17 protein-coding genes are annotated in these 20,395 nt (G+C 65.5%); 10 read left to right on the top strand and 7 right to left on the bottom strand.

The genetic code is table 11. The features are described 5' to 3' along the window. The first annotated feature begins 88 nt into the window (after positions 1 to 88). From QPK27_RS10155 to QPK27_RS10140, 4 genes are all read left to right on the top strand, one after another. Positions 89 to 2,191 (top strand): molybdopterin-dependent oxidoreductase, encoded by a 2,103-nt coding sequence (locus QPK27_RS10155; protein ID WP_290418101.1) that lies wholly within the window; start codon positions 89 to 91, stop codon positions 2,189 to 2,191. A 25-nt stretch (positions 2,192 to 2,216) separates the two neighbouring features. After that, on the top strand, positions 2,217 to 3,293 hold the full coding sequence (locus QPK27_RS10150) for an aminopeptidase (RefSeq protein WP_290418100.1): 1,077 nt from the start codon (positions 2,217 to 2,219) through the stop codon (positions 3,291 to 3,293). 204 nt (positions 3,294 to 3,497) lie between these two features. Beyond that, on the top strand, positions 3,498 to 5,189 hold the full coding sequence (locus QPK27_RS10145) for a long-chain-fatty-acid--CoA ligase (protein ID WP_290418099.1): 1,692 nt from the start codon (positions 3,498 to 3,500) through the stop codon (positions 5,187 to 5,189). Between the two features lie 83 nt (positions 5,190 to 5,272). Then, positions 5,273 to 6,955, top strand: coding sequence for a long-chain-fatty-acid--CoA ligase (locus QPK27_RS10140; RefSeq protein ID WP_290418098.1), 1,683 nt, complete (start codon positions 5,273 to 5,275; stop codon positions 6,953 to 6,955). A 34-nt stretch (positions 6,956 to 6,989) separates the two neighbouring features. Here the strand turns inward: QPK27_RS10140 and QPK27_RS10135 are convergent, their stop codons facing one another. Both QPK27_RS10135 and QPK27_RS10130 read right to left on the bottom strand, forming a co-directional pair. Further along, positions 6,990 to 8,564, bottom strand: coding sequence for an alkaline phosphatase (locus QPK27_RS10135; RefSeq protein ID WP_290418097.1), 1,575 nt, complete (start codon positions 8,562 to 8,564; stop codon positions 6,990 to 6,992). A gap of 2 nt (positions 8,565 to 8,566) precedes the next feature. Then, positions 8,567 to 9,010, bottom strand: coding sequence for an acyl-CoA thioesterase (locus tag QPK27_RS10130; RefSeq protein ID WP_290418096.1), 444 nt, complete (start codon positions 9,008 to 9,010; stop codon positions 8,567 to 8,569). A 62-nt stretch (positions 9,011 to 9,072) separates the two neighbouring features. Here QPK27_RS10130 and QPK27_RS10125 point away from each other — a divergent pair, with 62 nt between their 5' ends. Beyond that, positions 9,073 to 10,926: an ABC transporter ATP-binding protein/permease gene (locus tag QPK27_RS10125; protein WP_290418095.1), complete on the top strand. Its 1,854-nt coding sequence runs from the start codon at positions 9,073 to 9,075 to the stop codon at positions 10,924 to 10,926. Positions 10,927 to 10,935: 9 nt separating this feature from the next. Here QPK27_RS10125 and QPK27_RS10120 read toward each other — a convergent pair whose 3' ends face one another. The 3 genes from QPK27_RS10120 to QPK27_RS10110 all read right to left on the bottom strand — a co-directional run bounded on the left by QPK27_RS10120 (position 10,936) and on the right by QPK27_RS10110 (position 14,710). Further along, positions 10,936 to 12,015 carry a type II asparaginase gene (locus QPK27_RS10120; protein ID WP_290418094.1) on the bottom strand — a complete coding sequence of 360 codons (1,080 nt, stop codon included), beginning with the start codon at positions 12,013 to 12,015 and terminating at the stop codon, positions 10,936 to 10,938. Positions 12,016 to 12,062: 47 nt separating this feature from the next. Then, on the bottom strand, positions 12,063 to 13,361 hold the full coding sequence (locus tag QPK27_RS10115; RefSeq protein ID WP_290418093.1) for an amidohydrolase family protein: 1,299 nt from the start codon (positions 13,359 to 13,361) through the stop codon (positions 12,063 to 12,065). Between the two features lie 80 nt (positions 13,362 to 13,441). Continuing rightward, entirely contained in the window at positions 13,442 to 14,710 is a 1,269-nt protein-coding gene (locus QPK27_RS10110) for a dicarboxylate/amino acid:cation symporter (protein WP_290418092.1), read from the bottom strand. Positions 14,711 to 15,012: 302 nt separating this feature from the next. Here QPK27_RS10110 and pyrC point away from each other — a divergent pair, with 302 nt between their 5' ends. The 5 genes from pyrC (at position 15,013) to QPK27_RS10085 (ending at position 19,070) form a co-directional block, all read left to right on the top strand. Next, complete coding sequence (pyrC, locus tag QPK27_RS10105) at positions 15,013 to 16,062, top strand: dihydroorotase (protein WP_290418091.1); 1,050 nt, start codon at positions 15,013 to 15,015, stop codon at positions 16,060 to 16,062. 11 nt (positions 16,063 to 16,073) lie between these two features. Then, complete coding sequence (locus QPK27_RS10100; protein ID WP_290418090.1) at positions 16,074 to 16,874, top strand: DUF3025 domain-containing protein; 801 nt, start codon at positions 16,074 to 16,076, stop codon at positions 16,872 to 16,874. 12 nt (positions 16,875 to 16,886) lie between these two features. After that, on the top strand, positions 16,887 to 17,879 hold the full coding sequence (locus QPK27_RS10095; RefSeq protein ID WP_290418089.1) for a Gfo/Idh/MocA family protein: 993 nt from the start codon (positions 16,887 to 16,889) through the stop codon (positions 17,877 to 17,879). Positions 17,880 to 17,895: 16 nt separating this feature from the next. After that, positions 17,896 to 18,270 (top strand): glyoxalase superfamily protein, encoded by a 375-nt coding sequence (locus tag QPK27_RS10090; RefSeq protein ID WP_290418088.1) that lies wholly within the window; start codon positions 17,896 to 17,898, stop codon positions 18,268 to 18,270. An 89-nt stretch (positions 18,271 to 18,359) separates the two neighbouring features. Continuing rightward, entirely contained in the window at positions 18,360 to 19,070 is a 711-nt protein-coding gene (locus tag QPK27_RS10085) for a DJ-1/PfpI family protein (protein WP_290418087.1), read from the top strand. Positions 19,071 to 19,114: 44 nt separating this feature from the next. Here QPK27_RS10085 and QPK27_RS10080 read toward each other — a convergent pair whose 3' ends face one another. Continuing rightward, entirely contained in the window at positions 19,115 to 19,861 is a 747-nt protein-coding gene (locus QPK27_RS10080; RefSeq protein WP_290418086.1) for a tetratricopeptide repeat protein, read from the bottom strand. A gap of 115 nt (positions 19,862 to 19,976) precedes the next feature. Next, a complete protein-coding gene (locus QPK27_RS10075) occupies positions 19,977 to 20,378 on the bottom strand; it encodes a hypothetical protein (RefSeq protein ID WP_290418085.1) in 402 nt (133 codons plus the stop codon). Positions 20,379 to 20,395: the final 17 nt, after the last annotated feature.

Raw genomic sequence — 20,395 nt, 5'->3', positions numbered from 1 at the left:
GGAGGGTACGGACCCCGCAGGAATCGTATAAAGTATTGGATTCCCGCAGTTTTTCCCTCAGCTTTTCCGCAGCACTAGCCATAAGAACATGACCACTACTCTCGTCCGTGCGACCTGTCCCCATGATTGCCCCGATACCTGCGCGCTGCTCGTCAAAGTCGACAACGGCGTCGCCACGGAAGTGAAGGGCGATCCGGAGCATCCGACCACGGCGGGCGTGCTGTGCACCAAGGTTTCGCGCTACATCGACCGCACTTACCACCCGGACCGCGTGCTGTACCCGATGCGCCGCGTCGGCCGCAAGGGCGAGGGAAAATTCGAACGCATCAGCTGGGACCAAGCGCTGGACGAGATCGCCTCGCGCCTGGGCAGCATCGCCGCGCGCGATCCCGAGGCGATCCTGCCGTACAGCTATTGCGGCACCATGGGCCTGGTGCAGGGCGAGTCGATGTCGCTGCGCTTCTTCAATAAACTCGGCGCCTCCCTGCTGGACCGCACCATCTGCGCCACCGCCGGCGCCACCGGCTATCGCTACACCGTCGGTAGTTCGATCGGCACCGACCTGGAAGAGTTCCAGGACGCCAAGCTGATCCTGATCTGGGGCGGTAATCCGATCGCTTCCAACCTGCATTTCTGGATGCGCGCGCAAGAGGCCAAGCGCCGCGGCGCCACCCTGATCGCGATCGACCCCTACCGCTCGCTGACGGCCGAGAAATGCCACCAGCACATCGCGCTGCTGCCGGGTACCGACGCCGCGCTGGCGCTGGGCATGATGCACGTGTTGATCACCGAAGACCTGCTCGACCACGACTACATCGACAAGTACACGCTCGGCTTCGAGCCGCTCAAGGCGCGCGCCCTCGAGTGGACGCCGGAAAAGACTGCAGAAATCTGCGGCATCACGGCCGACGAAGTGGTCAACCTGGCGCGCCTGTACGGCCAGACCGCCAGGAATGGCGAGGCGGCCGCGATCCGCGTCAACTACGGCATGCAGCGCGTGCGCGGCGGCGGCATGGGCGTGCGCAACATCACGTGTCTGCCGGCGCTGGTGGGCGCCTGGCGCTTTCCCGCCGGCGGCGTCCAGCTGTCGACCTCGGCATCGTTCCCGACCAACCGCCCGGCGCTGCAGCGCCCGGACCTGCTGGCCGACCGCACTCCGCGCACCATCAACATGACCACCATCGGCGACGACCTGCTGAAGGACGCCTCGCCCAACTTCGGCCCGAAGATCGAGGCCGTGATCGTGTACAACGCCAACCCGCTGGCGATCGCGCCCGATTCCGCCAAGGTGCAGCAGGGCTTCGAGCGCGAAGACCTGTTCACTGTGGTGCTGGAACACTTCCACACCGACAGCGCCGACTATGCCGACATCCTGCTGCCGGCCACCACCCAGCTCGAGCACGTCGATGCGCACCTGGCCTACGGCCACCTGTACATGATGGCGAATAACGCCGCCATTGCTCCGGTCGGCGAATCGAAGCCGAACACCGAATTCTTCCGCCTGCTGGCGGCGCGCATGGGCTACACCGATCCCTGCTTCCAGGAGAGCGACGACGAGATCGCGGCCCAGGCCTTCAACGCCAGGGACACGCGCGCCATCCACTTCGACTGGGACTCGCTCAAGCGCAGCGGCTGGAAAAAGCTGAACATGCCGGCGGCGCCGTTCGCCGAAGGCGGCTTCACCACCCCATCCGGCAAGTGCGAATTCTATTCCGAGCAGATGCTGGCCGACGGCCTGGACCCGGTGCCGGCCTATATCGCGCCGTACGAATCGGTGGCCTCGAATCCCGAATTGGCAAAGAAATACCCGCTGGCGATGATTTCTCCGCCGGCACGGAACTTCCTCAACTCAACGTTTGTCAATGTACAGAGCTTGCGTGCAACTGAGGGCGAACCGCACCTCGACATCCACCCTGACGATGCGGCCGCGCGCGGCATTCATCACGGCGACATGGCGCGCATTTATAACGACCGCGGTTCGTTCCTCGCCCGCGCACGCGTGACCGACAAGGCGCGTGCTGGATTGGTGGTGGGCTTGTCGATCTGGTGGAAGAAGCTCGCCAGCGACGGCAAGAACGCCAATGAAGTCACCAGCCAGCGTTTGACCGACATGGGCCGGGCGCCCACTTTCTACGACACCCTGGTGCAGGTCGAAAGAGCCGCACCCTTGACGCGAGATGAAACCCTCTAGATTTTCCCAAGCCTTCCGGCCAGTCATGGCCGCCGCAGCTGCGGCCCTGATGTTGTCAAGCTGCTCATCCCTGTCCTACTACACCCAAGCCGCACAAGGCCAGCTCGAATTGCTGGCCGATGCGCGCCCGATCGACGACTGGATCGCCGATGCCAATACCAACGTCAAGCTGCGCCACCGCCTCGAGGCGGCGCGCCAGATCCGGCGCTACGCGATCCAGGAAATGAAGCTGCCGAACAATGGCAGCTACACCAACTACACCAACCTGAAGCGCCCCTACGTGCTGTGGAACGTGGTCGCCACGCCCGAGCTGTCGCTGAAACCCATGCAGTGGTGCTTCCCGGTGGCCGGCTGCGTGAACTACCGCGGCTACTACAGCAAGGACGCGGCCCAGGCCTATGCCCGGCAGTTGCGCGCCCAGGGCCACGACGTCGAAGTCGGCGGCGTGAGTGCCTATTCGACGCTCGGCTGGTTCAGCGACCCGCTGGTGTCGACCTTCATCAACTATCCCGACGCCGAGCTGGCGCGCCTGATCTTCCACGAACTGGCGCACCAGGTGGTGTACGTGGCCGGCGACTCGCAGTTCAACGAATCGTTCGCCAGCGCGGTGGAGCAGGCCGGCGTCGAAGCCTGGCTGGAACGCTTCGGCAATCCGGCCATGAGCGATGCCTATGAGCGCTACAAGACGCGCAAGGCCGACTTCCTGGCGCTGCTGGTGCGCTATCGCGGCGAACTGGAGCGTACTTACAAGAGCATGAGGCCGGATGAAGAGAAGCGCGCGAGCAAGGCGCGCCTGTTCCTCGCCCTCAAGGACGACTACCAGCTACTGAAGGCGAACTGGGGCGGCTATGCCGGTTACGACCGCTTCTTCGCCGAGCCGCTCTCCAACGCCCACCTGGCCTCGATCGCCACCTATAACGATTTCGTGCCCGCTTTCCGCAATTTGTTGCGCCGCGAAAAGAGCTGGGACGGTTTCTACAAAGCGGTGAGTCGCCTTGCCAAACTGGACAAAGAGGCCCGTCACGATGCGCTCAAGCGCCTGGGCGCGGTCACCCTGCCGGGCACGCTTGTGGTGCAGCGCAGCATCGGCGCCGCCCCGTAGAGGCCGCGTTCCAATCGCCGCGAAAGCGCTTGCATGCAACAGCGCTGCCCGATAGCATCACACCCAGCGATAGCGGAGAAATCATCTCCGCGCGCGCGGCCAAGTTGCACGATCTGCACCGATCGTGCAGCGATCCGCGCGACGATAAGGGTGACGCCGGCAGCAGCGCGTCAGCGACAAGCGAATTCGAGACAGAGGCGACCGATGGACAAAACTTGGCTGCAGTCGTATCCCCCAGGCGTGCCTGCGGAGATCAATCCGGATCAATACCGCTCCCTGGTGCATCTGCTGGAAGAATCCTTCAGCAAGTTTGCGGATCGCAATGCCTATGTGTGCATGGACAAGTTCCTCACCTACGGCGAACTGGACACCTGTTCGAAGCGCCTGGCGGCCTGGCTGCAAAGCCGCGGCATGGCGCCCGGCGCGCGCGTGGCGCTCATGATGCCGAACGTGCTGCAGTACCCGGTGGCGCTGGCCGCCGTGCTGCGCGCCGGCTACACCGTGGTCAACGTCAACCCGCTGTACACCGCGCGCGAACTGGAACACCAGCTCAAGGACTCGGGCGCCGAAGCCATCGTCGTGCTGGAAAATTTTGCCCATACCGTGCAGCAGGTGATGGGCAAGACCCCGCTGCGCCACGTGGTGGTGGCCAGCATGGGCGAGATGCTGGGCGCCGTGAAGGGCATGGTGGTCAACTTCGTGGTCCGCAACGTCAAGAAGATGGTGCCCGAGTTCTCGCTGCAGAACATGGTCACCTTCAAGGATGCGCTGGCGCAGGGCGCGCGCATGCCGTTCAAGCCGGTCGAGATCACCGCCGGCGACGTCGCCTTCCTGCAGTACACCGGCGGCACCACGGGCGTCTCGAAAGGCGCCACGCTCACCCACCGCAACGTGATCGCCAATGCGCTGCAGACCGAGGAGTGGTCCAAGCCGGCGCTGGGCGGGGCCGGCGGCGAACAGACCACCATCGTCTGCGCGCTGCCGCTGTACCACATCTTCGCGCTCACGGCCTGCGCCATCTTCGGCATGCGCATCGGCGCGCTGAACGTCCTGATCGTCAATCCGCGCGACATCCCGGGCTTCGTCAAGGAACTGGCCAAGTACCGCGTCAACATGCTGCCGGCGGTGAACACGCTGTACAACGCGCTGGTCAACAACCCCGATTTCGCCCACCTCGATTTTTCCAGCCTGCGCGTGTGCAACGGCGGCGGCATGGCGGTGCAAAAGCCGGTGGCCGACAAGTGGCGGCAAGTCACGGGGACGGCGATCATCGAGGGCTACGGCCTGTCCGAGACTTCGCCGGTGGCCACCTGCAACCGCTGCGACGTGCAGGACTTCACCGGCAGCATCGGCCTGCCGCTGCCCTCGACCGAGATCGCCATCGTCGACGACGAAGGCCGCCAGCTTGGCCTGGGCCAGGTCGGCGAGATCGCGATCCGCGGCCCGCAGGTGATGGCCGGCTACTGGAACCGTCCCGACGAAACGGCCAGGGTGATGACCGCCGACGGTTACTTCCGCTCGGGCGACGTCGGCGTGATGGACGCGCAAGGCTACGTGAAGATCGTCGACCGCAAGAAGGACATGATCCTGGTGTCGGGCTTTAACGTGTACCCGAACGAACTCGAAGGCGTGATCGCCGGCCACCCGGGCGTGCTCGAATGCGCCGTGGTGGGCGTGCCCGACGAGCACTCAGGCGAAGCGGTCAAGGTGTTCGTGGTCAAGAAGGACCCGAGCCTCACCGCCGAACAGCTGATGGGCTACTGCAAGGAGCAGTTCACCGGCTACAAGAAACCGAAGTACATCGAATTCCGCGACGAGCTGCCGAAGACCAATGTCGGCAAGATCCTGCGGCGCGCGCTGCGCGACGAAAAGCAGGCGGCATCGCAGGCGGCATAGGAACACGGTGGCTTCGACGGCGAAAGCCGCCCGCCGGGCGGCTTTCGCGTTTTATTGGACCAACAAGGAAGACAATGGAACAGATGGACAAATTTTGGCTCACGTCGTACGAGAATGGCGTTGCGGCCGACATCGACCCGACCCAGTACCGCTCGCTGACGCATCTGCTGGAAGAGGCGTTCCGCAAGTACGCCGACCGCAAGGCCTACGCCTGCATGGGCAAGTCCATCACCTTCGCCGAGCTCGATGCGATGTCGCAGAAGATGGCGGCCTGGCTGCAAAGCCGCGGCCTGAAGCCCGGGGCGCGCGTGGCGATCATGCTGCCCAACGTGCTGCAGTATCCGGTGGCGCTGGCCGCCGTGCTGCGCGCCGGCTACGTGATCGTCAACGTCAACCCGCTGTACACGCCGCGCGAACTGCAGCATCAATTGGTCGACTCGGGCGCCGAGGCGATCGTGGTGCTGGAGAACTTCGCGCACACGCTGGAGCAGGTGGTGGGCCACACCCAGGTCAAGCACATCGTCGTTGCGGCCATGGGCGACCTGCTCGGCGCCGTGAAAGGCACGCTGGTCAACCTGGTGGTGCGCAAGATCAAGAAGCTGGTGCCGGCGTGGTCGCTGCCCGGTTCGATCGGCTTCAACGCCGTGCTGTCCGAAGGCGCGCGCGAGACGCTCAAGCCGGTGTCGATCGGCCATGACGACATCGCCTTCCTGCAGTACACCGGCGGCACCACCGGCGTCTCGAAGGGCGCGGTGCTGCTGCACCGCCATGTGATCGCCAACGTGCTGCAGAACGAGGCCTGGTTCGGCCCCACGCTCAGCCGCATGAAGGCCGGCGAACAGCCGCAGTTCGCCTGCGCGCTGCCGCTGTACCACATCTATGCGCTGACCGTATGTGCGCTGCTGGGACTGCGCGTGGGCGGCATGAACCTGCTGATCCCGAACCCGCGCGACATCCCCGGCTTCGTCAAGGAACTGGGCAACTACCGCATTAACATCTTCCCGGCCGTGAACACGCTCTACAACGGCCTGCTCAACAACGCCGATTTCGCCAGGCTCGATTTCTCGGGCCTGATGGTGTGCCCGGGCGGCGGCATGGCGGTGCAGAAGGCGGTGGCCGACAAGTGGCTGGCCACCACCGGCATCCCGATCGTCGAAGGCTATGGCCTGTCCGAGACCTCGCCGGTGGTCACCGCCAACCGCTGCGACATCACCGAATTCACCGGCACCATCGGCTTGCCGCTGCCGTCGACCGAGATCCGCATCCTGGACGAAGCCGGCAACGGCGTCCCGTTCGGCACCGCCGGCGAGATCGCCGTACGCGGGCCGCAGGTGATGGCCGGCTACTGGCAGCGCGACGACGAGACCGCCAAGGTCATGACGCCGGACGGCTTCTTCAAGACCGGCGACATCGGCATCATGGACCAACGCGGCTACACGAAAATCGTCGACCGCAAGAAGGACATGATCCTGGTGTCGGGCTTCAACGTGTACCCGAACGAGGTCGAGAACGTGGTCGCGGCCTTGCCGGGCGTGCTGGAAGTGGCATGCGTGGGCGTGCCGGACCAGAACTCGGGCGAGGCGGTGAAGCTGTACATCGTCAAGAAGGATGCGGCGCTGACGGCGGACCAGGTCAAGGCGTTCTGCAAGGAGCAGCTCACCGGCTACAAGCGGCCGAAGTTCGTGGAGTTCCGCGAGACGCTGCCGAAGACGAACGTGGGCAAGATCCTGCGGCGTGAGCTGCGCGACGAGAAAAAGCCTGCTTGACGCAGCACGAAGGGCCGCCTGACAGGCGGCCTTTTTACATGCGTTGCGGTCCGGCCTTGCCGTTCGTGACGTTGAACGCAGCCAGCGTCGCGATCTTCGAACGTGGGTCGCGCACGTCGTCCAGGCCCAGGAACTGTGTCACCGTTTTCTGCGGCGTCACCTCCAGCAGCATGTAGCCGCGCTTGTCGCTGCGGCCGTACAGCATGTGCGGATTGTTGGCGACGTGCGCCAGCGTGCGTTCCTGCGGGCGTGAGCTCGACGTAATCGAGGTGCCGCAAAATTCGCTCGCCACCACCGGATTGCGCTTCGATACCGGCCGCGCGAAATCGGGCCGCAGCTCGCACGCATAGAAGGTGTGCACGTCGCCGCCCAGCACCAGCGGATTGCGCGCCTGCGAGGCTTGCAAGGATTCGAGCAGCTTCCTGCGCGCCAGCGGATAGCCGTCCCAGCCATCGCTCCACACGCGGTTGTCGCCTTCCTTGACGACCTTCGTGCTGCTCGACTGCGCCATCAAGGTCTGCTGGGCCAGGATGTTCCACTGCACGCGCGACGACTTCAGGCCGGCATCGAGCCACGTTTCCTGTTCGCGGCCCAGCATGCTGCGGCCAGGGTCGCGCAGCGCCTTGCAGTCGCGCGCATAGAACGCGTTCGAGCCGCCGCGCCCCTGCTTGCTGCAAGCCTGCACCGCGCGGTACTGGCGGTCGTCCAGCACGTGGATGCGCGCCAGCCGCCCCCAGTCGTAGCGCTGATGCAGCCGCATCGCCGCGAAGCCGTCGCGCCGGACGTTCGGCAGCCGCAGCGGCATGTGTTCGTAGAAGGCCTGGTACGCCGCTGCACGGCGCGCCGCGAAGTCGCCGGCCAGGCGCTCGTCGCGCAGATTCGCGTAATCGTTGGCCACCTCATGGTCGTCCCAGGTCACGATCCACGGCGCCGCATGGTGCGCGGCCTGCAGGTCGGGATCGCTCTTGTACTGCGCGTAGCGGCGCCGGTACTCGTCCAGCGTGAACGATTCGTGGCTGCGCACGGCGCGCGCCGGATGGCGCAGCTGGTACGGTCCCCATTCGTAGATGTAGTCGCCCAAAAAGGCGACCAGGTCGGGTGCGCTGGCGGCGATGTGGCGGTGCGCGCCATAGCTGCCGAACTCCCAGTGCTGGCACGAGGCCACCGCCATGCGCAGGCGCTGCGGCTGCGCGTCGGCTTGCGGCGCGGTGCGCGTGCGGCCGACGGGACTGACCGCATCGCCCAGCATGAAGCGGTACCAGTACCAGCGATCCGGCTGCAATCCCTTGACGTCGACGTGCACGCTGTGCGCCAGCGCGGGCACGGCGCTGGCCGTGCCTTTGGCGGCGATGCGGCGGAAGGCTTCGTCCTCGGCCACTTCCCAGCGCACCGACAAGGCCAGTGCCGACGGTGGCGCGGCGTCGAGCGGATCGGCCAAAATGCGCGTCCACAGGATCACCGAATCGGGCAGGGGAGAGCCGGATGCCACGCCCAGACTGAACGGATACGTAGAGCCGGCGACGGCGTGATGTGTGAGCGAAGCGCCGGCCAGCGCGGCCGACAGACGCGCGCCCTGCAGCAGGAACAGCCGGCGCGACGCGTCACTCATGCTTAACGGTGCGCGACCAGCGATTCGAGCGGCGGCAGCTGGCGCGGCTTGCGGTCCGGGCCGGTGGCGACGTAGGTCAGGGTCGCTTCGGTCACCTTGACCACGTCGGCGGCCAGGCGGTTGCGCTCGGCGTAGACCTCGACGAACACGGTGATCGAGGTGTTGCCGACCTTGGTGATGTCGGCGTAGAACGACAACAGGTCGCCGACGAACACCGGGTTTTTGAACAGGAAGGAGTTGACGGCGATGGTCGCCACGCGGCCATTCGCGCGGCGGGTGGCCGGCAGCGAGCCGGCCAGGTCGACCTGGGCCATGATCCAGCCGCCGAACACGTCGCCGTAGACGTTGGCGTCGGATGGCGCCGGCATGACGCGCAGCTCGGGCATCTTGCCTGCCGGGAGGCGGACGGTGGACGGGGAGGTTGCTTCGTTTTCTGGCATGGTCATCGTGAAATCTCGGTAAAAGCTACAATCGACCCGAATTGAACCATAAATCAAGAACCTCCGTCATGCGCCGCAACTCCAGCTCAGTACCACTTCCACCCGACAGCAAGAACGTCCCCCGCAACGACTGGGCCACACTCAAGACCCTGTTCCCTTATCTTTGGGTCTACAAATGGCGTGTGCTGGCCGCGATGGCGGCGCTGGTCGGCGCCAAGCTGGCCAACGTCGGCGTGCCGCTGGTGCTGAAAAAGCTGATCGACCAGTTGGCGATCGACCCCGCCCATCCACATGCCTTGCTGGTGCTGCCGGTCGGCGTGCTGGTCGCCTACGGCCTGCTGCGCCTGTCCACGACCGTCTTCACCGAGCTGCGCGAATTTTTGTTCGCGCGCGTGACGCAGCGCGCGGTGCGCACGATTGCATTGAAGGTGTTCCGCCACCTGCACGCGCTGTCGCTGCGCTTCCACCTGAACCGCCAGACCGGCGGCATGACGCGCGACATCGAGCGCGGCACGCGCGGCGTGAATTCCCTGATCTCGTACTCGCTGTTCAACATCCTGCCGACGCTGGTCGAGATCACGCTGGTGCTGACCTACCTGGTGATCAACTACGACATCTGGTTCAGCATCATCACGGCGGTGGCGCTGGTGTCGTACATCACCTTCACGGTGGTGGTGACCGAATGGCGCACCCACTTCCGGCGCACCATGAACGAACTGGAGTCGAAGGCGTCCACCAAGGCGATCGACTCGCTGCTCAACTACGAGACCGTGAAATACTTCGGCAACGAAGACTACGAGGCGCGCCGCTACGACGAAGGCCTGAAGAACTACGAGAACGCCGGCGTACGCTCGCAGACCTCGCTGTCGGTGCTCAACACCGGCCAGTCGCTGATCATCGCCACCGCCGTGACGCTGATCCTGTGGCGCGCCACCGAAGGCGTCATCAACGGCACCATGAGCTTGGGCGACCTGGTGCTGGTGAACACCTTCATGATCCAGCTGTACCTGCCGCTGAACTTCCTGGGCGTGATCTACCGCGAGATCAAGCAAAGCCTGGCCGACATGGAGCGCCTGTTCGGATTGCTCGATCAGAACCGCGAGGTGGCGGACAGCGACAAGGCGCAGCCCTTGGCGACGCGCGGGGCCGAGGTCGCGTTCTCGCACGTCGAGTTCAGCTACGAATCGAAGCGCCAGATCCTGTTCGACGTCGACTTCACCATTCCCGCCGGGACCACCACCGCCGTTGTTGGCCACAGCGGCTCGGGCAAGTCGACCTTGTCGCGCCTGCTGTTCCGTTTCTATGACGTGAACGGCGGCGCGATCCGCATCGACGGCCAGGACCTGCGCGACGTCACCCAGCAGTCGCTGCGCGCGGCGATCGGCATCGTGCCGCAGGATACGGTGCTGTTCAACGACACCATCGAGTACAACATCGCGTATGGCCGGCCGGGCGCCAGCCGCGAGGACATCGTGGCGGCGGCGCGCGCGGCCTCGATCCACGATTTCATCGAGAGCCTGCCGGATGGGTATCAGAGCATGGTGGGCGAGCGTGGGCTGAAGCTGTCGGGCGGCGAGAAGCAGCGCGTGGCGATCGCGCGCACGCTGCTCAAGAATCCGGCGATCCTGATCTTCGACGAAGCCACGTCGGCGCTGGATTCACGCTCGGAGCAGGCGATCCAGGCCGAGTTGAAGGAGATTGCGAAGAACCGCACCACGCTGGTGATCGCGCACCGCTTGTCGACCATCGCCGACGCGCAGCAGATCATCGTGCTCGATCACGGCCGCATCGTGGAGCGCGGCACGCACGCATCGCTCTTGGCCGAGCGTGGGCTGTATGCGCAGATGTGGGAACGGCAGCTGGCGCGGCCGGATGAAGAAGTGGCGTCGCCGCCAATCGAGTTGAATGCGACGCCAACGTAACGCGGGGTATCAGTAAGTACTGAACATTCGTTGAATCTCTTTGGTGCTGTTCGTTTTGGTCAACGCCAGCATCAACAGGATTCGCGCTTTCTGTGGGCTGAGCGTATCGGCCACTACGAAATCGAGCTGGTCGTCATTCGCTTCGCCATTGCGCGCCACGATGCCCTGGCCGACGCGGCTCGAACGCACAATCACCACGCCCTTTTCACGCGCGGCAATCAGCGCCGGCTTCGTTTTAGCCGGCAAGCTGCCATTGCCGACGCCAGCGTGCACCAGCCCCTTGGCCCCGGCCGCCACCAGCGCATTAACCTGCACCGCGCCAACGTTGGCATAGGCATACGCCACGTCCACCTGCGGCAACGCATCGAGCTTCGCAATATCGAACTCGGTATCGACTGTATGCTTGCGCGTCACGTCGCGATAGAAGAACGGCTTGCCGCCCTGGATCACGCCGATCATGCCCAGTTCCGCGGTACGGAAAGTATCCGCCGTGGTGGTGTTCGCCTTGGTCACGTCGCGCGCCGCATGGATCTGGTCATTCATCGCCACCAGCACGCCGCGTCCCGCCGCTGCAGGGTCGCCCGCCAGCCGCACCGCGTTGTACAGGTTGATCGGACCGTCCGCCGACAGTGCGGTGGACGGCCGCATCGAGCCGACCACCACCACCGGCTTTTTGCTCTTGACCACCAGGTTGAGGAAGTACGCCGTCTCTTCCAGCGTGTCGGTGCCGTGGGTGATCACGATGCCGTCCACGTTCGATTGGGCCAGCAGCACGTTGACGCGCTTGGCCAGTTTCAACCACTCTTCGTTGCTGATGTTCTCGCTGGCGATCTGGAACACCTGCTCGCCGGTGACATTGGCCACCTTCGAGATCTCGGGCACCGCGTTGATCAGCGCCTGCACGCCCACGGTCGCGGCGGTGTAGCCGACCGTGGTGGTGCTGGTGGCGCCGGTGCCGGCGATGGTGCCGCCGGTGGCCAGGATGGTCACATTCGGCAATTTGGCGGTTTGCGCCTGGACGGCGGCTGCGCACAACAACAGGAATCCAAACAGCGCTGCGCGCAGTTGGACCGACTTCTGGAACAACATGAAACGTCTCCTCGAACTTCTCTAAAATCGGCGGATCTATAGTCGCCTTATGGTTTCTTGTACACCACGCCGTCCTTCATCACAAACTTCACGGCTTCCAGCTGCTTGATGTCAGCCAGCGGATCGCTATCGACCGCAATGATATCCGCTGCGAAGCCCGGAGCGATAGCGCCCAGGCGTTTCGGCTGGTCGAGCAGCAGCGCGGCATTGACCGTGGCGGCGCGGATCGCGTCGAGCGGTTTCATGCCGGCTTCCACCATGTAGCCGAACTCTTTCGCGTTCTCGCCGTGCGGGAATACGCCGGCGTCGGTGCCGAACGCGATCTTCACCCCGGCCTTGTACGCGCGGCCCGCCGTGGCCTGCAGCTGCGGCCCGATCGCCGCCGCTTTCGGGCGCACCAAGGCGGAATAATAATTCGGATCCTTCGCCTTGTCGGCCACGTAGCGGCCGGCCGAGATGGTCGGCACGTACCAGTGGCCGGTCTTCTTGAACAGCGCCAGCACCTCGTCGTCCATCATGGTGCCGTGCTCGATCGAGTCGACGCCGGCGCGCAGCGCGCGCTTCATGCCTTCGGCGCCGTGGGCGTGGGCGGCGACGCGGAAACCGTAGTCCTTCGCGGTCTCCACCACCGCGCGCAGCTCGTCCTCGGTGTACTGCGAGTTCTGGCCATTCGCCGCCTGGCTCAGCACCCCGCCGGTAGCGGTGATCTTGATCAGGTCCGCGCCTTCCTTGTAGCGTGCGCGCACGGCCTGGCGCGCTTCTTCCGGGCTGTCGACCACGCCTTCCTGCGGGCCGGGCGGCCCGATCTTCTCGCTCAGGAAGTGCGACAGGTTGTTGGTCGGATCGGCGTGCCCGCCGGTGGTGGCGATCGATTTACCGGCGGTGAACATGCGCGGTCCCGGCACCTCGCCGGCGGCGATCGCGCGTTTCAAGGCGATGTTCAGCCCATCGGCCGCGCCCAGGTCGCGCACCGTGGTGAAGCCGGCCATCAGGGTGCGCTCGGCGTACTTGACCGAGCGGTACGCCATGTCGGCCGGGTCGGCGGTGAGGCGGTCGCGGTACGAGGCCACCACCGGCTGGGTTTCGCTGGTCAGGTGCACGTGCATGTCGATCAGGCCCGGCAGGCAGGTGTGGCGCGAGAGGTCGATGTTGCCTGCGGCCCCGGAGGTCGGGCTTGACTGCGTGGGCCCGACGGATTTGATGCTGCCGTCCTCGATCACGATGCTGACGCGTTCGCGCCAGGCGCCGGTCTGCACGTCCAGCAGGCGGCCGCAATCGACCGTCTGGGTGGCGGCGTGGGCACTGTTCAGGGCCAGCAGGACACTGGCGGCAACCATCTGTTTCATCTCTCGCTCCTTGTTGTCGTGATAAAAAAAAGGCCTTCCACCATGGGAAGGCCTTGGGGTCTTGCAGGCGCCGCCGCGCTTTAGCGCAGCGGGGCGACGGACGGTTCCTTGTTCGGTTCTCCCAGGTCGCCTTCCCACTTGGCGACGACCGCGGTGGCGATGCCGTTGCCGATGACGTTGGTGGCCGAACGCGCCATGTCCAGGAAGTGGTCGATCGCCAGCAGCAGCAGCAGGCCCGCTTCCGGAATCTTGAACTGCGACAGGGTGGCGGCGATCACCACCAACGAAGCGCGCGGCACGCCGGCCATGCCCTTGGAGGTCAGCATCAGGACCAGCATCATGGTGATCTGGGTCGACATCGACAGCTCGATGCCGTAGGCCTGTGCGATGAATACGGCGGCGAAGGTGCAGTACATCATCGAGCCGTCGAGGTTGAACGAGTAGCCGATCGGCAGCACGAACGAAGCCAGGCGGTTCTTGACGCCGAAGCGCTCCAGCGCTTCCAGGGTTTTCGGGAACGCCGCTTCCGACGACGCGGTCGAGAAGGCCAGCAGGGTCGGGCCGCGCAGCTCGGAAATCAGGCGCATGATGCGCGGGCCGATGAAGGCCATGCCGATGCCGATCAGGACCACCCACAGCAGCGCGATGCCGAAATAGAACTGGGCCATGAAGATGCCGTAGGTCGACAGCACGCCCAGGCCGCTCTTGGCGATGATGCCGGCCACCGCCGCGAACACGGCGATCGGCGCGAAGTTCATCACGTAGCCGGTCAGTTTGAGCATGACGTGGGCGACGCCGTCGATGGCGTCGATCAGCGGCGTGGCGCGCGCGCCCACTGCGGCGGCGGCGGTGCCGAAGAACACCGAGAACACCACGATCTGCAGGATCTCGTTCTTGGCCATGCCGTCGGCGATCGAGACCGGCACCAGGTGGGTGATGAAGTCCTTCATCGTCAGGCTGGTGGTGGTGATGCCCGATTCGGCGCCGATCGGCGGCATCATGCCGGCCGCGAACAGCGCATCGCCCGGACGGAAGATGTTGACCAGCACCAGGCCCAGCGACAGCGAGATGATCGACGCGATCACGAACCAGCCCAGCGCCTTGACGCCGATGCGGCCCACTTCCTTGGCGTCGCCCATCTTGGCGATGCCGACCACCAGGGTCGCGAACACCAGCGGCGCGATGATCATCTTGATCAGGCGGAGGAACAGGGTAGTGATCAGGGACATCGCGTCCGAGAAGCTCTGGGCGCCGGCGGTGTCGCTGTTGGCGTTGACCAGGTAGCCGACCACGATGCCGATCACCAGCGCGATCATGATGTAGGTGGTCAGGCGATTTCGATTGTTCATAACTGCTTCCTGTCTCGTGGACCTGTGCAGAGCCAGCGGCAACGGATGGCGCTGTCGCTGACAGGTTATATGGGCAAATCAGCTGGCTCTTGGTGGGACCGAAGCGGCACGAAGGGAGTCATTCGTGGCGGTTCGCGGCCAGTTCATTCTGAAGATTATGGCAAGTTTCGCAGTATCCTAGGCAGTGTTAGTGCTGTCAAGCATGCTTACAAGTCAGCCGTGGCGGTGTCGTTACGGCCGTTCCGGCGCCCTCTCGGGGCGGCTCGCGGGTAAAATGGCGCATTCGTTTTTCGAGAGCCGCCATGTCCATCATCGAGACCCCAGACACCATCACCATCACCCGCCCCGACGACTGGCACCTGCACCTGCGCGACGGCGCGGCGATGGCCAGCGTGCTGCCGCACAGCGCGCGCCAGTTCGGCCGCGCGATCGTGATGCCGAACCTGAAACCCCCGGTCACCACCGCCGCCATGGCGCAGGCCTACCGCGAGCGCATCCTGGCCGCGCTGCCGGAAGGGATGAGCTTTGAGCCGCTGATGACGCTGTACCTGACCGACAACACCGATCCGGACGAGATCCGCCGCGCCCAGGACACGGGTTTCATCCATGCCGTGAAACTGTACCCGGCCGGCGCCACCACCAATTCGGATGCCGGCGTGACCGACCTGAAAAAGTGCTACAAGACGCTGGAAGTGATGCAGGAAGTCGGCATGCCGCTGCTGGTGCACGGCGAAGTGACCGATAACGACATCGACCTGTTCGACCGCGAAGCGGTGTTCATCGAGCGCGTGATGCGCCCGCTGCGTAAGGACATGCCGGCCCTGAACGTGGTGTTCGAGCACATCACCACCAAGGACGCGGCCCAGTACGTGGCCGAAGCGGAAGGCCCGATCGCGGCCACCATCACCGCTCACCACCTGCTGTACAACCGCAACGAGATCTTCCGCGGCGGCATCCGCCCGCACTTCTACTGCCTGCCGGTGCTCAAGCGCGAAGAACACCGTTTGGCGCTGGTCACCGCCGCCACCAGTGGCGACGAGCGCTTTTTCCTCGGCACCGACTCGGCGCCGCACGCTGTGCACACCAAGTACGCCGCCTGCGGCTGCGCCGGCTGCTACACCGCGCTGCACGCGATGGAGATGTATACCGAAGCGTTCGCGCAGGCGGGCGCGCTGGACAAGCTGGAAGCCTTCGCCAGCTTCAACGGCCCGGCGTTCTACAACCTGCCGCGCAACGAGGGCACCATCACGCTGAAGCGTCAGTCCTGGACGCTGCCGGAATCTGTGCCGATGGGCGAACACCAGCTGGTGCCGCTCAACGCCGGCGAGACCATCAACTGGAAGATGGTCTGATCGAGGCGCAGTTGCCCAATCCTTTGCCGCACATCGACTGGGCGCAGCCGTGGTACGACGCGGTGCGCCCGGCCTTCGAGCGCGCGGGGTCTCCTGAAGACGATTTTATCGACGCCTTCAATGTGGCGGCAGCGCAGCTCGACCTGCGCAACCACCTGGGCGCGCCGCTGCGCTTCGTGCCGCAGGATGCGCTGCCGGAAGGGATGGCCTACGAGGCCTTCATCAGTGCGACTGGAAACGTCCCGACCCGCGATAATCTGCACGACTTCTTCAACGCTCTGGTCTGGCAAAGCTACCCGCTGATCAAGCGCTCGCTGAACGCGCTGCAGGCGGCGCAGATCGCGCAGGACGGCATCGGCAAGTCGCGCGGACCGGCGCGCGACGCCGCCACCATCCTCGACGAGAACGGCGCGCTGCTGGTGGTGCGCGACAGCGACGCCGGCCGGGCGCTGGTGGAAGACCTGCGCGCGCACCGCTGGCTGCCGGCGCTGTACGAGAAGCGCGCGATGTTCGGCCGCGACCTTGAGGTCTGGCTGTTCGGCCACGCGCTGATGGAAAAGCTGGTGGCGCCGCGCAAGGCGATCACCGCGCATACGCGGGTGGTGTTCGCCAACGACGACTACTTCGCCCTGGCGCACGACGCGCGCCTTGCCTGGCTCGATCGCACGGTGGCGGACACCCTGGCGGACGAAGGCCTGCAGGCCACGGCCGTGACGCCGCTGCAGGTGCTGGGCGTGCCGGGATGGTGGCCGGGGCAGGACGAAGACTTTTATCTGGATACGACTGTGTTCCGTCCCAAGCGGACGGCTTGATGGGAGAAATGGATGGCTGAAGCGGTACGCTGGGGGATCATCGGCACGGGCAAGATCGCCCGCGCCTTCGCCAATGCGCTCAAGGAAGTGCCGGGTGCGGTGCTGGCCGGCGTGGCGTCGCGCAGCCAGGACAAGGCCGATGCTTTCGGCGCCGAATTCGGCGCGCGCGCCAGCTACGGTTCGTACGAAGCGCTGGCGCAGGCAGCGGACATCGACTTGGTGTACGTCGGCACGCCGCACCCGCAGCACGCGGACAACGCTTTGATGGCGCTGCGCGCCGGCAAGGGCGTGCTGTGCGAAAAACCGTTCACCATGAACCTGCGCGAAGCCGAGCAGGTGGTGACGCTGGCGCGCTCGAAGCGCCTGTTCCTGATGGAGGCGATGTGGACGCGCTACCTGCCGGCCTACCTCGAGGTCAAGCGCATCCTGGCCTCGGGCGAGATCGGCACGCCGCGCCAGATCGTGGCCGATTTCGGCTTCGCCGCCAATTTCGGTCCCGAACACCGTGTGTTCAATCCGGCGCTGGGCGGCGGCGCGCTGCTCGACCTGGGCATCTACCCGCTGTCGGTCGCGGCCGGCCTGCTCGGCCCCGTGCTCGAAGTGCGCGCCCAGGCGCAGATGGGACCGACCGGTGTCGACGTGCAGACCGGCTTCATGCTCAAGCATGCAGGCGGCGGCATGTCGGTGTGCAGCTGTTCGTTCCTGGCGCGCTCGCCGGCCGAATTGACCGTGTCGGGAGAACTGGGCCAGGTGCGCATGAACACCATGTTCCACCGCGCCACCTCGGTGACGGTGAAACTGGCCGACGGCAGTGAGCGCACGGTCGAGACGCCGTACCTCGGCAACGGCTACGTGCACGAGATCATTGAGGCCCAGCGCTGCTGGCGCGAAGGACAACTGGAAAGCCCGGCCATGCCGCTGGAAGAAACGCTGGCGCTGATGGGCGTGATGGACGAGATCCGGCGCCAGATCGGCTTGACGTACGAGGCAGACCGCCCACGTTAATAATAGGGAGCAGGCCATGAAGCTGGGAACCGTGACACCGATCCTGCGCATCTTCGACGAAGCCAAGGCCAGGGAGTTCTACCTCGGCTTTCTCGGCTTCAGGGCCGACTGGGAACATCGTTTCGAGCCGGGGCTTCCTCTGTATCTGCAGGTATCGCGCGGCGCTTGCGTGCTGCACCTGAGCGAGCACCACGGCGATTGCTGCCCCGGCGCCGCGCTGCGCATCGACGTCGACGACATCGACGGCCTGCACGCCGAGCTGGCTGGCAAGCAGTATGGCTACGCGCGGCCGGGGATCGACGACACGCCGTGGGGATCGCGCGAGCTGAGCGTGAAGGATCCCTTCGGGAACCGGCTGACGTTCACCCAGGCGGACGCGGCACCTGAATAGCCGGTCCTGGACCGCCGCCGCCCGCGAGGTGAGTCATGGCAGGATGTGACTGAAGGATGGCATTGCCGCCAATGACGGACCTTCCTAGAATGACGTCATCCCCACCCGAGGAGGCGACGATGGACACCACCCTGCACATCGGATTCCTGCTGTTCCCGAATGTGACCCAGCTTGACCTCACCGGCCCGGCCCAGGTGCTCAGCCGCGTGCCCGGCGCTAAAACGCACCTGGTCTGGAAGACACTGGATGCGGTGCCGACCGACGTCGGCTTCAGCATCAACCCGACCACCACCTTCTCCGATTGTCCGCAGCTCGACGTGCTGTGCGTGCCCGGCGGCTTCGGCGTCGAAGCGCTGTTCGAGGATGACGAGACGCTCGACTTCCTGCGCCGCCAGGCGGAGCACGCGCGCTACGTGACCTCGGTCTGCAACGGTTCGCTGGTGCTGGGCGTGGCCGGGCTGCTGCGCGGCTATCGCTCCGCCTGCCACTGGATGTGGCTGCCGCTATTGGAACGCTTCGGCGCCGAGCCGGTGGCCGAGCGCATCGTGCGCGACCGCAACCGGATCTCGGGCGGCGGCGTCACCGCCGGCATCGACTTCGGTTTCGCGCTGGCCGCGGAACTGGCGGGCGAGGATGTGGCGCGCACCATCCAGCTGGCGCTGGAATACGATCCGCAGCCTCCGTTCGATGCCGGGTCGCCGCAGGGCGCCGGGCCGCAGATCGTGGCGCGCCTGCGCGAATTGCAGGAGGCGAGGCTGCAGCGGGTGACGGCGACGCTGGACCGGGTGGCGTCCAGGTAGTCTGTTGCAGACTGCCGGCAGTACAAGGGCGACCCGCGCGCTGTTTATTTGCTGTTCACGGCCGCATCGAGGCGCTTGAACAGCGCCTGATGCAGGCTGCGCGTGTGCGCCGTCATGTGGCGCCGCGCGTGCTCGATCTCCTTCAGTTCGCGCTGCGCCAGTGCCTGCCTGCCGTTGGCCAGCGCCCACAGCGCCATTTCCACCCGCGCCTCGATGCCGCCGAAGCGCTCCACCACCGCCTCGTACTGTGCTTCGGCGTCGTCGTGGCGGCCGGCGGCTGCATACGCGCCGGCCAGCGCCAGCCCGACTTCGTCGCTGCGGAAACCTGGCTGCTTCACCTGCAGGGGCGCCAACAGGGCGATGGCCTTTTCCGGCGCGCCGTTGGCGGCATGGGCGCGCGCGGCGCCCAGGATCACGTCCGGGTCGCCGGCGAACGGGCCGTTCAGGCAGGCTTCGTACTGCTGCACCGCCTGCGCCGCATCGCCGCTTTCGAGCAGGGCGCCGGCCAGGCGCATCTGGTTATGGGCGGTCGGGGCCAGGTCGAATTCGCGCCGGGCCGCGCGCACGTCGCGGCCCGGGTCCAGGTTCTTGTGGATGGCGCGCGCCGCGATGCGCCCGCGCCGCTCGAGGCGCGACGCCGGCAGGTACTCGGCCACGAAGTACACCACGCTGCCCAGGATCGGGAACGAGAACAGGATCAGCAGCCAGTACATCTGGCGGCCAGTGCGCAGTGCGTGGATGGCGAAAAGGATGGCGAAGAGGAAGTGAAGTCCGAGTCCGATGAAGGGCATGGCGATCGAGGTGCGTTGTTGTCGGGAAGCGGCCAGCCGGGGCCGCATTGGGCGCAACGATACCGTTAATCGGGGGCGGGATTTCTATTGAATTGTCACTTGCAGGTCTGCTTGTTCAGTCAGGCGCGGCCACGTCCACGATCGTTTGTCCCGCCAGCGCGCGAATGCGCGGTTCGACGTAGTAGCCGCCGGCTTCCACGTAGGTGAGGCAGCAGCGCTGGCACACGCTGCATTGCTGGACCGCGCAGCGGTTGTACGGAAAATGCTGCAGGGCGACCGGGGCGTCGGGCGACCAGTAATTGGTGCCGTGCGGGTGGTATTCGGCAAAGGTCGGATCGGCGTAGGGATCGCCGGCCAGGGTGCCGATTGAACGTAGCTGCGCCTGCGGGAACGCAGCCGGCACGCGGGTCCATTCGCGATACGCGTCGATGCCGCAGTCGCATGCCTGCGTCACCTGCGCCGAGGCGGCGGCCAGCGCGGTCAGTTGGTCGAGATCCAGCTTGGGCTCAGGTGTCATGTCGCGCTTGTCGTTAT

This window comes from Massilia sp. YIM B02443 (assembly GCF_030411955.1).
Classification (GTDB): domain Bacteria; phylum Pseudomonadota; class Gammaproteobacteria; order Burkholderiales; family Burkholderiaceae_D; genus Telluria.
The sequence above is the reverse complement of the archived record's forward strand: the minus strand, read 5'-3'. Positions and strand labels throughout refer to the sequence as shown.

Coding starts and splice junctions, on each gene's coding strand:
- QPK27_RS10150 (WP_290418100.1), top strand. CDS start 2,217: ATGGCCGCCGCAGCTGCGGCCCTGATGTTGTCAAGCTGCTCATCCCTG.
- QPK27_RS10145 (WP_290418099.1), top strand. CDS start 3,498: ATGGACAAAACTTGGCTGCAGTCGTATCCCCCAGGCGTGCCTGCGGAG.
- QPK27_RS10125 (WP_290418095.1), top strand. CDS start 9,073: ATGCGCCGCAACTCCAGCTCAGTACCACTTCCACCCGACAGCAAGAAC.
- QPK27_RS10110 (WP_290418092.1), bottom strand. CDS start 14,710: ATGAACAATCGAAATCGCCTGACCACCTACATCATGATCGCGCTGGTG.
- QPK27_RS10080 (WP_290418086.1), bottom strand. CDS start 19,861: ATGCCCTTCATCGGACTCGGACTTCACTTCCTCTTCGCCATCCTTTTC.
- QPK27_RS10075 (WP_290418085.1), bottom strand. CDS start 20,378: ATGACACCTGAGCCCAAGCTGGATCTCGACCAACTGACCGCGCTGGCC.
- QPK27_RS10090 (WP_290418088.1), top strand. CDS start 17,896: ATGAAGCTGGGAACCGTGACACCGATCCTGCGCATCTTCGACGAAGCC.
- QPK27_RS10155 (WP_290418101.1), top strand. CDS start 89: ATGACCACTACTCTCGTCCGTGCGACCTGTCCCCATGATTGCCCCGAT.
- QPK27_RS10135 (WP_290418097.1), bottom strand. CDS start 8,564: ATGAGTGACGCGTCGCGCCGGCTGTTCCTGCTGCAGGGCGCGCGTCTG.
- QPK27_RS10140 (WP_290418098.1), top strand. CDS start 5,273: ATGGACAAATTTTGGCTCACGTCGTACGAGAATGGCGTTGCGGCCGAC.
- QPK27_RS10115 (WP_290418093.1), bottom strand. CDS start 13,361: ATGAAACAGATGGTTGCCGCCAGTGTCCTGCTGGCCCTGAACAGTGCC.
- pyrC (WP_290418091.1), top strand. CDS start 15,013: ATGTCCATCATCGAGACCCCAGACACCATCACCATCACCCGCCCCGAC.
- QPK27_RS10085 (WP_290418087.1), top strand. CDS start 18,360: ATGACGTCATCCCCACCCGAGGAGGCGACGATGGACACCACCCTGCAC.
- QPK27_RS10120 (WP_290418094.1), bottom strand. CDS start 12,015: ATGTTGTTCCAGAAGTCGGTCCAACTGCGCGCAGCGCTGTTTGGATTC.
- QPK27_RS10095 (WP_290418089.1), top strand. CDS start 16,887: ATGGCTGAAGCGGTACGCTGGGGGATCATCGGCACGGGCAAGATCGCC.
- QPK27_RS10130 (WP_290418096.1), bottom strand. CDS start 9,010: ATGACCATGCCAGAAAACGAAGCAACCTCCCCGTCCACCGTCCGCCTC.